This is a genomic window from Streptomyces sp. NPDC001401 (assembly GCF_042895385.1).
Taxonomy (GTDB): Bacteria; Actinomycetota; Actinomycetes; order Streptomycetales; family Streptomycetaceae; genus Streptomyces.
Genome location: NZ_JBIAWI010000026.1, coordinates 124,523 through 137,779, shown reverse-complemented (window position 1 = coordinate 137,779; position 13,257 = coordinate 124,523). Strand labels below are relative to the sequence as shown.

Annotated in this window: 13 protein-coding genes and 1 pseudogene; 9 read left to right on the top strand and 5 right to left on the bottom strand. The window is 69.1% G+C overall.

Annotated elements, in window-relative coordinates; all coding sequences use genetic code 11:
* Nucleotides 1-624 precede the first annotated feature (624 nt).
* From ACFY10_RS50000 to ACFY10_RS49990, 3 genes are read left to right on the top strand one after another with little or no spacing between them, the layout of a single operon-like run.
* Nucleotides 625-1,680 carry a tryptophan dimethylallyltransferase family protein gene (locus ACFY10_RS50000; RefSeq protein WP_390672078.1) on the top strand — a complete coding sequence of 352 codons (1,056 nt, stop codon included), beginning with the start codon at nt 625-627 and terminating at the stop codon, nt 1,678-1,680.
* Nucleotides 1,677-2,315, top strand: coding sequence for a hypothetical protein (locus ACFY10_RS49995; RefSeq protein WP_390672077.1), 639 nt, complete (start codon nt 1,677-1,679; stop codon nt 2,313-2,315). Before ACFY10_RS50000 ends, ACFY10_RS49995 begins: the two co-directional genes overlap by 4 nt.
* Nucleotides 2,312-3,229, top strand: a complete 918-nt coding sequence (locus tag ACFY10_RS49990) for a hypothetical protein (RefSeq protein ID WP_390672076.1) — start codon at nt 2,312-2,314, stop codon at nt 3,227-3,229. Before ACFY10_RS49995 ends, ACFY10_RS49990 begins: the two co-directional genes overlap by 4 nt.
* Nucleotides 3,230-3,365: 136 nt before the next feature.
* On the opposite strand, the gene infA is transcribed toward ACFY10_RS49990, so the two are convergent.
* From infA to ACFY10_RS49970, 4 genes are all read right to left on the bottom strand, one after another.
* Nucleotides 3,366-3,590: a translation initiation factor IF-1 gene (gene infA, locus ACFY10_RS49985; protein ID WP_010981942.1), complete on the bottom strand. Its 225-nt coding sequence runs from the start codon at nt 3,588-3,590 to the stop codon at nt 3,366-3,368.
* The gene (locus tag ACFY10_RS49980; protein WP_390672075.1) at nt 3,587-4,378 is read right to left on the bottom strand and encodes a GNAT family N-acetyltransferase; all 792 of its coding nucleotides are present in this window, start codon (nt 4,376-4,378) and stop codon (nt 3,587-3,589) included. Before ACFY10_RS49980 ends, infA begins: the two co-directional genes overlap by 4 nt.
* A gap of 426 nt (nt 4,379-4,804) precedes the next feature.
* Nucleotides 4,805-5,512: a Rieske (2Fe-2S) protein gene (locus ACFY10_RS49975; RefSeq protein WP_390672074.1), complete on the bottom strand. Its 708-nt coding sequence runs from the start codon at nt 5,510-5,512 to the stop codon at nt 4,805-4,807.
* Nucleotides 5,512-6,039, bottom strand: coding sequence for an RNA polymerase sigma factor (locus ACFY10_RS49970; protein WP_390672073.1), 528 nt, complete (start codon nt 6,037-6,039; stop codon nt 5,512-5,514). Before ACFY10_RS49970 ends, ACFY10_RS49975 begins: the two co-directional genes overlap by 1 nt.
* 325 nt (nt 6,040-6,364) lie before the next feature.
* Here ACFY10_RS49970 and ACFY10_RS49965 point away from each other — a divergent pair, with 325 nt between their 5' ends.
* From ACFY10_RS49965 to ACFY10_RS49940, 6 genes and pseudogenes are all read left to right on the top strand, one after another.
* Nucleotides 6,365-6,886, top strand: coding sequence for a cupredoxin family copper-binding protein (locus ACFY10_RS49965; RefSeq protein ID WP_390672072.1), 522 nt, complete (start codon nt 6,365-6,367; stop codon nt 6,884-6,886).
* Nucleotides 6,883-7,893: a metallophosphoesterase family protein gene (locus ACFY10_RS49960; RefSeq protein WP_390672071.1), complete on the top strand. Its 1,011-nt coding sequence runs from the start codon at nt 6,883-6,885 to the stop codon at nt 7,891-7,893. The genes ACFY10_RS49965 and ACFY10_RS49960 overlap by 4 nt, the downstream gene beginning before the upstream one ends.
* Nucleotides 7,890-8,351, top strand: coding sequence for a hypothetical protein (locus tag ACFY10_RS49955; RefSeq protein WP_390672070.1), 462 nt, complete (start codon nt 7,890-7,892; stop codon nt 8,349-8,351). Before ACFY10_RS49960 ends, ACFY10_RS49955 begins: the two co-directional genes overlap by 4 nt.
* Nucleotides 8,352-8,651: 300 nt before the next feature.
* Nucleotides 8,652-9,896, top strand: coding sequence for a cytochrome P450 (locus ACFY10_RS49950; protein WP_390672069.1), 1,245 nt, complete (start codon nt 8,652-8,654; stop codon nt 9,894-9,896).
* A gap of 672 nt (nt 9,897-10,568) precedes the next feature.
* Complete coding sequence (locus ACFY10_RS49945; protein ID WP_390672068.1) at nt 10,569-11,801, top strand: AI-2E family transporter; 1,233 nt, start codon at nt 10,569-10,571, stop codon at nt 11,799-11,801.
* Between the two features lie 69 nt (nt 11,802-11,870).
* Nucleotides 11,871-12,404: pseudogene (locus ACFY10_RS49940) on the top strand (alpha/beta fold hydrolase).
* A 61-nt stretch (nt 12,405-12,465) separates the two neighbouring features.
* Here ACFY10_RS49940 and ACFY10_RS49935 read toward each other — a convergent pair.
* The gene (locus ACFY10_RS49935) at nt 12,466-13,119 is read right to left on the bottom strand and encodes a class I SAM-dependent methyltransferase (protein ID WP_390672067.1); all 654 of its coding nucleotides are present in this window, start codon (nt 13,117-13,119) and stop codon (nt 12,466-12,468) included.
* Between the last annotated feature and the right edge of the window lie 138 nt (nt 13,120-13,257).

Genomic DNA, 13,257 nt, shown 5'->3' with positions numbered 1-13,257 from the left:
GATCTGATCGCCCGAACTCTCCCGCAACGACGCCCGAACCATGTCTGAGCAGCGGAAACTCAACGATCACATCCGGAAAGACAACGGCTTCTGAGGCGACCAAGAACATGGGTGCCTTCCTGGCCGCCACTGCAGACGGCATCGACGACGCTGAGCGTCGAGCCGAGGAGGACCGGCACGTTGCCGGACTTCCGCGTGGGGCGGCCTGACTTTCTACTCAGAGCTGCTTCCTTGACCTCCCATCGGGAGCTGCGGCGGAGGACTGCGCCACGTTGTCGCTCCGCGTCCAAGGCAATCATTTCGATGCTCGTCGCGAGGTCTGTCGACACCGGCGGTGCACGGTTCTTGTGCGCTCTTTCCCGTGGGGATATCTGCGGGGTTCGTGATGGTGATCGCGCAGGCCTCCCGTGAAATTCCTGCATATCCCCCTCAGGGCCGATGGTTTCGTCCCGCGTGCGATGGGCGGTCAATCGCCGGTAGGGGACGGGACGGCACGCTTGGAGAACGGATAGGTGAGTGGACAGCATCTTCTCGGGTGAAGGGCAATCCATCGGCGGGTTCCTTCGCGAACGCTGGACCGAAATGTGCGACGGGCTCGGTCTGCCGCAGTCCATGAGCGGGCCTGTGACGGACCAGGTCCGGGATCTTCTCCGGCCATGGGCCGACATGCCCGTCGGGCAGGCGTGCCCGTTCCCCTCGTACGTCGCCGGCGACGGCTTCCCCGCCGAAATGTCGGTGAAGTGGTCCCGGGGGAGACCGGAACTGCGCATCCTGTTCGAGGCGCTGGGCGCCTCCAGGCCCATCACCGCGGCTTCCAATCGGACCGCCGCGGCGGCGCTGACGGACCGGTTGGCCGGGGAGCCACTGGTCGGCCTGGACCGCTACGGGAAGGTGGCCGGTGTGTTCGAGCCGGGCGCCGGCCAGGGGACAGTGCCCGTGCCCGTGTGGCACTCGCTGGCCTGGCGGCCAGGGCACCCTCCGGCCTTCAAGATCTATTTCGGGCTGTACACCGTCGCCGTGCAGGAACGTTACGCCCTGGTGAGCGAGGCAATGGAACGCCTCGCGATGGGCACCGCATGGGCTGACACCTCCGCACGGGTGGCCCGAGCGACACAGACCGACGGAGCCGAGCGCGAACTGGAGTTCTTCGCCCTTGACCTGGACGCCGGCGCGCGGGCCCGGGCCAAGGTCTACTACCGCAACCACACCAGCAGCGTCGCGGTCCTGGAACAGATGGCCTCGCTCGCCCGGGCCCATGAGCCGGACAGGGCCCGCTCGGCTTTCCGGACTCTGCTGGGCACGGCCCCCGAAGCCGCCGGGAAAGCACCGCTGACCTGCTTGGCCTTCCGGCCGGACGCCACCTGCGCCGATGAGTCGACCACCTACTTCCGGGTGTCGAGTTTCACCGCGTCCGATGAGGAAGCCGCGGCCAGGATCGGCGCACTGATGGCCCACGAGGGCCTTGACCCCCAACGTCACCACGCCCTCCTGCACGCCGTGGCGCCACGGCCCCTGAACCAGAGCCGGGGCCTTCAGGAGCTCGTCAGCTACCGCTCGCTCGGCCTCGAGGGTGACGTGTCCGTCTACTTCAGGTTTCCGCTCTACCCTCCGCAGGCCGCCCAGCCCGGCCCGCCGCCACAGCCATCCCGAAGCACCCTCCAGGAGGACGGATCCCTATGACCACCATGCCCGCGCCCCTAGGGGAAGTCGCTGACAGGAACGAACAGCACGTCCGCGAATACCGCGCCAGCGGCCTGATCGTCCTGCTGGAGGACCCCACGACACCGGCAGCCACCAAGGACGCCGTACTGGCACACCTGGCACCGTGGTCGGACGCGTTCCAACGGATGATCAGTGTCCGGGTCGCGTTCGAGACCGACCCCCAGCTCAAGGAACTCGCTCTCCAGCACCAGCAGGAGGAGATCGGCCACAACGAGATCCTGGCGGACAGCCACCGCACCGGCCGGACCGCCGATTGGGACCCCGTCGTCGAAGCCGGAGCCGCCTGGTTCGTCGACCAGTTCCGCACCCTCCCCGGACTGCACCGCGTGGTCCTGGCCCACCTCGTGCTGGAGGCCGGCAGCCTCACCTTCAGTAACGCCGGCTCCCTGGCGTTCCCCGGCAACGCCTACTTCGCCCTGCACGACGAAGCGGACGAGGAGCACATCGAAATGGGCTACCGCCTGCTCACCGAGCGCCAGGAGTGGCAGCTCGGCGATGTCATCGAACTCCTCGACCGCGCCTGGCAGATCATCACCATGGTCTCCGACCGGATCGCCGAGCTGGCGCGCCGCGACACCGCCGCCCCGGCATGAGCACGCTCTCCCGGGAGATCCTCGACCCCGGCTCCGCCACAAGGATCGCCGAGCGCTGCGCGAGGCTGTTCCAGCAGACCCTCGCCGACCGCCTCATCGCGGCCTACGCCCTGGGAAGTCTCGCGCACGGAGGGTTCGCACCCGCCGTCAGCGACATCGACCTCGGCCTGGTCCTGGCGGACCGCCGTCAGGACGACGAACGGACCATCCACCGTGTCACCCGCGACCTCCAGGACAAGGACGGCTCCCACCAACGCCTGTCGGTGTTCTGGAGCTCCTTGCCGGCCCTGCGCACGGACCGGGACGACGGCAGATTCCCAGCCGTCGACCGGCTCGACCTCAAGAACAGCGGCATACTGCTCCTGGGCGAGGACGTACGCCACGACGTGGCACAACCGGGCGCCGATACGCTGCTCACCGACAGCATCCGCTTCGCGCTGGAGATACTCGCCACGGGCCCCGTCCTGGCCGAGTTCCACAACCCCGAACACCTGGCGAGCGACAACAGACGGTTCACCAAGGCGGTCCTGCTCCCGCTCAGGTTCCTCTACACCGCCGCCAACGCGGATCCCGGATCCACCGACGACGCCATCCGCCACCACCTCGCACACCCCTCACCGGTGGCCGCGGAACTCGTCCGTGCCGCGACGCGCGCACGCCACGGACAGCCGGCCTCGGCAGAGCACCTCACCGAACTCCTCCACGCCGACCTCGTTCCGCTCTACCTCCACTACATCGACAGCTGCCTCCGCAGACTGACTCCCGCAGACAGCGACCTGTCACAAGGCCTCACCCACTGGCGGACACGACTCCTGGACCGGCACAACCCACACCCCGCACACCGACCTCCACGGGCCGACCTGCCAGATCAGGGCCTCGGACACACAGCAGGCACCGGACCGGCTCCACCGTGACCCCGGAATCCAGACCTGATGGCTGCGGCTGGAGCGGTGGCCGCCGCGGCCTTGCGAGTCATCATGGGGAGCCCCGGTCACGGAAACGCCGTGACCGGGGCCCGGGTTCAGCTGCCGCGGAAGGTGCCGGCCGCCGCTAGTTCCGGTACCGGAACACGATCCGGCCGCGCGTCAGGTCGTACGGCGGGAGCTCCACCAGCACCCGGTCCTCCAGCATGATCTTGATGTAGTTCTTGCGGATCTTCCCGCTGATGTGGGCGAGCACCTGGTGGCCGTTCTCGAGCTCCACGGTGAACATGGCGCTGCGCAGACACTCGACGACCTTGCCCTCGACTTCGATGACGTTCTTGTTCTTCGTCATCGCACCAGCTCCAGGTTGCTGCTCATCGGCCGGGCCCCGATGCCCTCGAACAGCGCCGAGGCCGCTTCGTTGGACTCGTGAACTTCGGTCCAGGCCGCGGCGAACCCGGAGCGGTGGAGCGTCCCCAGCGCGTGGGCCAGCAGCGCTCGCGCGATGCCGCGGCGCTGCTCGCCGGCCCGGACCGCGACCAGCCCGATGCGCGGCCGCTTCACCGTCACCACCCGGATCAGACCCAGATAGCCCTCCGGCGCCGCGGCCACCGCGTACTTCGACGGGTCGACGATGGTGTCGCCTTCGGGGCGGGGAATTACCTCCGCGGGCATCGACTGCCACCCGACGGTCGCCTCGACTTCGTCACGGATCGCGCGGTCCACCGCCCGCAGCAGACTCTCGTCCGCCTGGCCGGCGGGCACGATCGTCACACCCGAAGGCGGCAGGACTGCTTCGAGCTCTGTGACCCGCGGATCGGTCGGCACGACGTACTCCCACTCGCGGCGCCGGATCGTGAAACCGGCCCGCCGCCAGCCGGCCGTCAGCTCGACGTCGGCTTCGTCGACCACCGTGTACAGCGGCGCCGGCAGTTGCGCCAGCATCGCCTCGGCGAGCCGGTCGAAGACCGCGTCGTGCCAGGCGTCGATGCTGACGAACAAGCGTCCGTCGGGCCGGTGCTGCGCATACCCGCGGCCGACCACCAGGTCGTCATCCAGTGCATGCCATTGCCTGTCCGCGACGCGCGTGATCATCACCGCGTTCTCGCTCAGGCCAGATGTCAAAGGCTTTGTGTTCATCGGAGTCTCCTTCCAGGAGTGCCTCGATCTCAGGCGCTCCTGGCGACACCGAATGTCAGCCGCCGGACCGTGACGGGTTGAGGGAGCACCCATGGGTAACTGTGTTCACGGGTCTCACCTCCATACGACGACTTCACGATCCGTCAGGACCGTAGCAGCGGGACGCCGCCTCGCTCAATTCCTTTTCTGCGGATGGGCTGGACGGGCGTGTCAGGGTGCTCCGTCGGGGGATCGCTGACCCGGACCCCCGGTGCGGGCAAGCCGACCGAGGTCAGCGCTGTTGGCCACCTCGACCGACTCCACGTGCACGCCCCACCGAAGCGGCAGCCATGCCGGTGCACGTTGGCCAAGTCGTGGGGTGCGCGGTCGTCGCGCCTGCTGTTGTTCTGCCTTTAGCGCGCGTACGGGGCCTGACAGACGGATGCGTCAGACCGCCGCGTCGGTGGGCGCCGGGGCGTAGACCTGGATGTGGCCCCCGGTCTCGCGCACTGCCATCCGGGGCAGCCGGGGCAGCGGACGTACCGACTTGGGATGGGTGAGCGACTCGCCGGTCAGGGCGAAGGTGGCACCGTGGCAGGGGCAGGCAAAGGTGTCGCGGGCCGGCGACAGGGCCAGGCGGCAGGCCTGGTGGGTGCAGATCCCGGAGACGGCCTGGACACGGCCGGAGACCCGGCGCAGAAACCCTGTGACGGTACCCAGATCGAAGGAGAGCACCGCGCCTTCGGACACGTCGGTGGAGGCCGCGACGTTCTGCCAGGTTCCGTGCGTCGGGGTGATCTCACTGGCCCCGGCGCTGGAATCGTCGGGGCTCTGCCCCGTGACCGCATGATCGACGGCCGCTCCGGCGACGGCGCCGGTGGCCGCCAGCGCGGTGGCCGCCAGGAACCGCCGGCGTCCCGGGGCACGCCAGGTCACCGGGCGCGGGGGAGCCGACTCGGCAGTGGCGTCGAGGGTGGCGATACGACGCTGCAGATCCTGTACGAACTCCTCCCGGGGGCCGGCGGCGTCCGGGCTCGCGGCAAGCAGCTCGATCGCCGTGCGGGTGATCGCCAGATCTTCCTGGGACGGGGCGAACGGCTTGGGCCGACGCCGGCCCAACAGGCGCTCGACGTAGCGGTCCACCGCGGACTTCATCACGCGTCCCCTTCCAGGTCGTTCTCCTTGCCCAGGCCCGCGGCACGGCGCAGGGCGCGATGCTGCAGGACCTTCGCGTTCGCCACGGATACCCCGAGTTCGGCGGCCGCCTGGCGGATCGTGTAGCCCCGCAGGAACCGCAGTTCGAGGATCGCGCGCGACCGTTCGGGCAGCGCGTCGAGAATCCGGGTGATGCGCTCCGGCGCGTCACCGGCGTCGTCGGACCGGCAGGGTGCAGCGAAGTTGTCCAGGTCGACCTCGCTCGGGTCGATCTCGGTGACCTGGTGGCCCAGAGTACGCCGCCAGTGCTCGACCAGTACCGTGCGGGCGGTGGCCAACAGATAGGCGCGTACCTCACCGACCGTCGCGCCGGTGTGCAGCCGCCCGTAGACGGTCAGGAACACCTGGGAGGTCAGGTCCTCGGCGTCCGGTCGGTTGCCGACCCGGGCGAACATCAGCCGGTACAGGCGCGGCACGTTGTCGGCGTAGATCGCCTCCCAGCTGGGGTACTTCGCGCTGCCCAGCATCGTCGGACGCCCCCGGGCCCTTGGACGCGCCGGCCTCGGCTCGGAGTCATCCCGCCGAGCCGCGCGCACGGCCGACCTCCACGCCCAGCCCAGCCGAAGAGCGGTCACATCGCATCATAGTGCGCCCCCACCCTGCCCAACCCGCCCTTGGCGTCGCCCTGTTGGCGAATCCCTCACCAACAGATACGGCCCCGGGTTACACGCCCGCGCCATGCAGCGGCCGGACGGGTGTAACCCGCTCCCGTATCCCCTGAACAGAGCCGTTCACGGCGGTTCAGCGAGTCCAGGAACCCAGGAAGTTCAGGACACCCAGGAACGGGAGACCATGTTTTCGGATCTTGCTTCTCATCGGCTGACAGCCCAGGCACTCACCGTGCTGCTGTTCGCCCCCATCCTGCTGCTGGCCTCGTGTGCCGGCCCCGGCCACTCGGTGGCTGCGCCTCCCGACGCCGCGATCTCCCCGGGCGCGGGCCAGTCCCTCGCCGGAACTCCCGGCGCGACCGGCCCCGATGCGGCGGCTTCCGGTGCGACGGCGATGCCGGGCATGACCATGAGCTCTGCGCCGGGCGGCGCGTCGGTGGCGCCAGTCGCCGGTACCACGGTGGCCGTCAAGAACTTCGCCTTCGCCCCTGCCACCCTGACGGTGAAGGCAGGCACGACAGTGACCTGGACCAATCAGGACACCGACGCCCACACGGTCACCAGTCACAATGCCGGCGGCCCGCTTCGGTCCCCGGCACTGGGCACCGGGAAGAGCTACTCGTACACCTTCACCAAAGCCGGCAGCTACGCCTATCTGTGCACCATCCACCCGTTCATGACCGCCACGGTGACGGTGACACAATGACGGACCAGAACTCCTTCGGCACGCACGAGAACCCCTTCGGCCGCCGACAGCCCGCGCCACTGCCCGAACCCACGGCCCCCGAGACGGGTATGACACGCCGTCAACTCATGTGGCACGCCGGCTGGTTCGGCTCCGCCGTGGTCCTCACCGTCGTCGGTGGCGAGGTGATCAGCCACATCGCCCACGACCACGACAGCACCACCCCGGCAACGGTCGCAGGCAGGGCCGGACTGCGCTTCGTCCAGGTCTCCGACAGCCACATCGGCTTCCAGGGCCCCGCCAACACCGATGTCACCGGATCTTTCACCCGGGCGATCGACCAGATCAACACCCTTGGATTCCGCCCGGACTTCGTCATGCACACCGGCGACCTGACCCATTTTTCCACCCCTGCTCAGTTCGACCAGGTCAAACAGATGATGACCGGGCTCGCCACCGACCGGGTGTTCACCGTGCCCGGCGAGCACGACTCGGTCGGGGACGGCGGGCGGGCCTACCGACGGGCCTTCGGCCGGAACACCACGGGTGACGGGTGGTTCAGTTTCGACACCCATGGCGTGCACTTCCTCGCGCTGGTCAACACGCTGGCACTGGAAAAACTCGGACACCTCGGCACCCAGCAGATCGACTTCGTGCGCAAGGACCTCGCGGGCCTCCGTTCCGACACCCCGATCGTGGTGTTCAGCCACATCCCGCTGTTCGCCATGTACCCCGCATGGGGCTGGAGCACCGACGACGCACTCCAGGTGCTGGCCCTCCTCAAACGCTTCGCCTCGGTGACCTGCCTCAACGGTCACGTCCATCAGCTGTTCAGCCGCACCGAGGGCAACGTCACCTTCCACTCCGCGACGACCACCGCCTACCCCCTGCCCGCCCCTGGCCACGGCCCCGCGCCCACGCCCCGGGTCCTGCCCGCCCGGCAGCTGAAAGCCGCCCTCGGCATCCGCACCGTCACCTACAAACGCGGCGCTGAGGCACTCGCCATCACCGACCGGAGGCTCGCGTGACCATCGCTCGTACGACCACCGGCACGGCCACCCGCATCGGCGTCCGGCTGGCCGTCGTCGCCGCCCTGGCGGCCGGCGGCACCGTTCACGCCCAGCTGTACATCGACGGCTACCGCTACATCCACGCCATCGGCGTCATGTTCCTGATCCAGGCCGCTGCCTCCTTGGCTCTCGCTGCTCTGCTGCTGGTCAGCCCACCGGCCGGGATGCCGGTGACCCTCCGGGTGCCGGCCGCCGGAGTCGCGCTCGGAGCCCTCATCGGCTTCGGTGCGTCCCGGACGACTGGCGTGTTCGGCTTCACCGAACGCGGGTTGCAGCCCTCGCCCCAGGCACTGCTCAGCGTCCTGGCCGAGCTCACCGTCCTGGCTCTCCTGGCACCCCCGCTGCTGCGGACATTGACCGCCGGGTGGAGCGCGCGGGCACGGAAAGCCGCCGCACGCTCCGGCACCGAGAGGTGATGCTCCTCCAGCCGCTTCACTTCAAAGAAGCAGGGCGGCCGTTATTCACGCTTCGAGGCGTCGAGCAACGTCGCGTGAAGGAACGGCCGCTGGTCGAGTCGACGTTCACGGCCGAGCAGCGGCGTGGGCACGGAGCAATGTACGACGCGGTCAATCACGGCTGGCTGCAACCGCGACGCCTGCGCAGCCTGCTTGACTCCACGTTGCTGCGCGCGGGGGCGGGGCGCGGTCTCGCCCGGCGACGCTACGACGAAGTAGCGTAACGCTTCGTATTGACGTTCGAGATCCTGTGAGGCTGCGATGGGACACCCCGACCCCTTAGTGATCGACCCGACCGGTCGCGACATCCACGGCGAGGCCACCCGGATCCGCGAGCACGGACCCGTAACCTTGGTCGAACTTCCCGACGGGGTTGCGGCATGGGCCGTCAGCTCTCCCGATCTGCTCAAGCGCCTGCTGACGGACCCGCGCGTCTCCAAGGACCCGCGCCGCCACTGGACCCGCTGGATCAACGGCGAAATCGCCCCGGAATGGCCGCTGTTCACCTGGGTCGCGGTGCAGAACATGTTCACCGCGTACGGAGGCGAGCACAAACGCCTGCGCGCCCTGGTGTCCAAGGCGTTCACCGCACGCCGCACAGCCGCGCTCCAGCCTCGTGTCGAGGAGATCACCAAGAACCTGCTGGACCGGGTCGAGCAGGCCGGAAAGGACGGGCAGGTCGTCGATCTGCGCGAGGGCTTCTGCTACCCGTTGCCAATCCAGGTCATCAGCGAGCTGTTCGGCCTGCCCGAGGACCAGGGCGCAGAGCTACGGGCCGTTGTGGACGGCATCTTCCACACCTCCGCCACACCGGAGGAGGTCACCGACATCTACACACGGTTCTACGCCGCGCTCGCCAAACTCGTCGCTTTCAAAAGGGAGTCACCCGGCGACGACCTGACGTCCGCCCTCATCGCATCGCGAAACGACGAGGGCGGCACCGGCCTCAGCGAGCAGGAACTCCTCGACACCCTGGTGCTCATGGTCAGCGCGGGCCACGAGACCACGGTCAACCTCATCGACAACGCCATCCACGCACTGCTCACCCACCCTGACCAACTCGCGCTCGTCCGCAGCGGCCACGCCTCCTGGGACGACGTGGTCGAGGAGACGCTGCGCGTCGAGGCGCCGGTCGCCAGCCTGCCGCTGCGATACGCCGTGGAGGACCTGGCGATGGGCGAGTTCGGCGGTCCGGAAGGAGTCGTGATCGGCAAGGGTGAGGCCATCCTGGCCGCGTACGCCGCCGCCGGACGCCACCCCGGCAAGTACGGCGACGACGCGGACCGCTTCGATGTCACCCGCGTCGACAAGGAGCACCTGGCTTTCGGCTACGGCGTGCACTTCTGCCTGGGCGCTCCGCTGGGGCGGCTGGAGGCGCGGATCGCGCTGCCGGCGCTCTTCGAGCGTTTCCCGGATCTGCAACTCGCGGTGTCCCAGGACGAGTTGGAGCCGGTGGATTCCTTCATCTCCAACGGTCACCGCTCCCTCCCGGTGCGCCTTCGCTGATCACTCCGTACGCCACCACGCCCGCAGCGGGTCCCTCCAGCCGCGACCGCGTCTCCACGGCGACCGGGGCGCGTTCGGCAAAGGTGGCCGGCGGGAACGCGACGGGCAGGGCGGCCACTGGCGGCTGATCGCCCAGGGTGTCACGGCCGGCGGCCCGTCCCGGGACGCGTCCGAATCGCGCACGTCGGCGGGCCGCGCTGACGGCTCGGTGCCGTACGACCCGAAGGTGCGGGTGATCCGGCTGGAGGACCGGGTGACCTGGCGCGGCCCCTACACCAAGGCGTCTACCGGCGCGCCGCTGATGATGGGGGAGAAGGCGTACCTCGTCGATGCCTGGTCTCGAGCCCGGGGAGGGCTGGGTGCCGCGGCACGGGCGGTGGCCGGCCATGTGGCGGTCCCTGCCACGTCCGCAGCAGGGCCCGCGGTGGATTCCCTGAAGCTCTCCGTTCGACGGTGCCGGACGTTCTGCCTCTCTCGCCGCCGGCGAGTGGATCTTGGAGGGGCCGGTCATGGCAGCACGCGGCGGATCGATCTGTGGTTGCTGCTCTGTCGCTCGCACCTCTGGTGGGTTCGATTTCTGTCCGGGCTGGTCCGTTGAGTCCACCGACGATTTAGAAGGCGTCTCCTCGGGGGACACGTAGCTGCGTGGTTCGATGACGTGAAGGCGGTGACGTGCAGGTGAGCGATGCCTCGCGTCGGTCGCGCCGACATCCGGGTGCGGGGCCCGGTGACAGTCGTGGCCCGCGGCGGATGCGGTACGTCGTGCTGGGCAGTCGGCCGGTCCGCAGAGCCGGGACGGTGGCCCGTGCGCGCAGGGCGGCGACAGTAGTGCGGCGGGCCGAGGACGGCGTTGCCGTGCATCATGGGCTGAAGGTGGGTGCCGCGTATGCGTGGCGGCTGCTGGTGCTCGGGGCTGCCGCGTACGCGGGTTTCGTGATTCTGGGACGTTTGCAGCTGGTCGCTGTGGCGTTGTTCCTCGCCCTTGTCGTGACCTCCGTACTGCGTCCACTCGCCGATCTGCTGGCGCGATGGCTGCCGAGGGCCCTGGCAGTGGTGGTGAGTGTCGTAGGAAGCCTCATGGCGGTCCTTGGGCTGCTGGCGCTGGTCGGTGAACTGGTCGCGAGAGAGTGGGACCGGCTGGGGCGGGAATTCAGCGGCGGAATCGGGCGCATCGAACGGTGGCTGCAGAGGCCTCCTTTCCATGTGAGTCCCACGGTGATGTCGGACCTTCAGGGCAAGGTGAACTCCTTCGTGTCCGAGCACCGCTCCGCACTGATCAGCAGCGCCGTGAGCGGTGCCGGACGGCTCGTGGAGGTGCTGACCGCGGCGGTGCTCGCGCTGTTCTGCTCCGTATTCTTCATCCATTCCGGCGACCGGTTCTGGCACTGGTTCCAAGAAGGGCTACCGCAGCGAGCACGGGACCCATGGAGCCGCGCAGGTCGGGCGGCGTGGCGGACCTTCGCCGGTTACACGCGGGGCATCGTCATTGTGGCGGCCACCAACGCGGTGCTGGTCGGCATCGCCCTGTTCTTGCTGCGGGTGCCGCTGGCCCTGCCGCTGACGTTGCTGGAGTTCTTCGCCGCATTCATTCCGCTGATCGGATCACCCATTGCGTTGGGCGTGGCCACGGTGGTTGCCCTGGCTTCGCGCGGGCCGGCCATCGCCATCGTGGTCCTCGCGCTGATCGTCATCGTCGGCCAGATCGAAGGCCACGTACTGCATCCGCTGGTGATGAGCTGGGCGGTCCGGCTGCACCCAGTCGTCGTGGCCGTCTCCGTCATCGCCGGCGGCATCCTGGCCGGGGTGATCGGCGCGGTCGTGGCAGTGCCGATGGTGTCGGTGGCCTGGGCGGTGCACAGCGCACTACGCGCCCCCTCGCCCGGGCAGAGACGGGTGGATGCCTGACTGAGCTACCGGCGCCGACGCATCAGCGGCGGCATCAACGGTGGAGGGCAATCCCTCCGGAGGTCCGACGTGGCATGGTCTGAACACGTGGTGGTGCGAGACGGCGCCCGGCTTGCCTGCCCGGACTGGGGCGGGCCGGGACAGCCCATTGTCTGGCTCCACGGTCTGGCCGGTCACGCAGGTGAATGGGACGTGCTGGCGCGGAGCTTGAGCTCCCGGTAGCGGGTTGTCGCGGTCGACCCGCGCGGGCACGGCGCCAGCGAGCGCCGCCCGCAGGACGTCTCGCGTGCTGCCTGCGTCGCGGACGTCGTCGCCGTTGTCGATCAGCCGGCGCTGCGGCGGTCTGTCCTGCTCGGCCAGTGGCTGGGCGGGCGCACGGCCATGCTCACCGCTGCTGCACATCCCGGACTGGTCCGTGCGCTCGTGCTCATCGAGGCTGGAACCACACCGTCCAGATCCGCGCGCTGCATCACTAATTGCACTGGCACAACCAGAACGCACGCCATCCAGGGCGTCCTGGCCGCGCAGCGCCAAGAACGCGTCCGTGTCCGCAGCGAGAAAGGCATCCGCTGGGCCGGCCGCCCTCTCAACCCAGCGGTCTGACCACCCGCCCCGTGATTGTCGGCGGTCCAGCCGAGCGCCCTCACCCCGGGAACGAGCCCTGTCAGGGCGTTTCGGGCTTGCGGGCCAGGAGGCAGGCGTGTGGCCTGTTCGCGCGTCCGCCGGGCTCCTGTTCCAGTCTCGCGGTGACGACGAGTCCGGCCTGGTCCAGCAGGTCGACCATGCGGTCCAGGGGCAGGAGATACGACTCGTAGGACACCGGACGGCCATAGCCGTGGGTCGGCTGCAGCCGCTCGTTGCCGACATAGTCTCCCCAGAGCAGGTAGCCGCCGGGCGCGAGGGTGCGGTGGAACTCGGCGAACACGTCCGGCAGCCACTGCGGGGGCGTGTGATGGGTGGAGTACCAGGCCAGGATGCCGCCGAGCTCGTCGTCCCGCATCTCCAGCGCGGTCATCGAGCCCTCAGCGAACCGCAGGTGCGGATAGGCGTGCCGGGCCAGCCCGACCATCTTCGGCGACAGATCGACGCCGAAGGCGGACACCCCCAGCCCGGCCAGGTGCGCCGTCACGCGTCCGGGGCCGCACCCCAGGTCCGCGACCGGCCCCAGACCGGCCGTCCGCACCAGTTCGGCAAAGCCCGCCAGCATCGCGCGTGACAGCGGGTCCATCTCGGCCGGAGGCGGGACGCGTTCGACGTAATCGGCGGCGACCGTGTCGTACGACTCGCGGACGGCGGTCAGAAAGGAGGGCTCAGCCATGCGGGCGACCCTAGAGCAGGCAACTGACAGACCATGGCACGACCTTCAGCTGACCTGCGCGACATCCACCGCTGCCGACACCCAGCCGTCGCACCCCACCGGTGATCGTTTGCGGTCACGGCACCAGGTGAACAGCCA

What these genes read in the sequence shown, in the direction of transcription:
- ACFY10_RS49995 (WP_390672077.1), top strand. Translation starts at nt 1,677, where the DNA reads ATGACCACCATGCCCGCGCCCCTAGGGGAAGTCGCTGACAGGAACGAA.
- ACFY10_RS49990 (WP_390672076.1), top strand. Translation starts at nt 2,312, where the DNA reads ATGAGCACGCTCTCCCGGGAGATCCTCGACCCCGGCTCCGCCACAAGG.
- infA (WP_010981942.1), bottom strand. Translation starts at nt 3,590, where the DNA reads ATGACGAAGAACAAGAACGTCATCGAAGTCGAGGGCAAGGTCGTCGAG.
- ACFY10_RS49980 (WP_390672075.1), bottom strand. Translation starts at nt 4,378, where the DNA reads ATGAACACAAAGCCTTTGACATCTGGCCTGAGCGAGAACGCGGTGATG.
- ACFY10_RS49975 (WP_390672074.1), bottom strand. Translation starts at nt 5,512, where the DNA reads ATGAAGTCCGCGGTGGACCGCTACGTCGAGCGCCTGTTGGGCCGGCGT.
- ACFY10_RS49970 (WP_390672073.1), bottom strand. Translation starts at nt 6,039, where the DNA reads ATGCTGGGCAGCGCGAAGTACCCCAGCTGGGAGGCGATCTACGCCGAC.
- ACFY10_RS49965 (WP_390672072.1), top strand. Translation starts at nt 6,365, where the DNA reads ATGTTTTCGGATCTTGCTTCTCATCGGCTGACAGCCCAGGCACTCACC.
- ACFY10_RS49960 (WP_390672071.1), top strand. Translation starts at nt 6,883, where the DNA reads ATGACGGACCAGAACTCCTTCGGCACGCACGAGAACCCCTTCGGCCGC.
- ACFY10_RS49950 (WP_390672069.1), top strand. Translation starts at nt 8,652, where the DNA reads ATGGGACACCCCGACCCCTTAGTGATCGACCCGACCGGTCGCGACATC.
- ACFY10_RS49935 (WP_390672067.1), bottom strand. Translation starts at nt 13,119, where the DNA reads ATGGCTGAGCCCTCCTTTCTGACCGCCGTCCGCGAGTCGTACGACACG.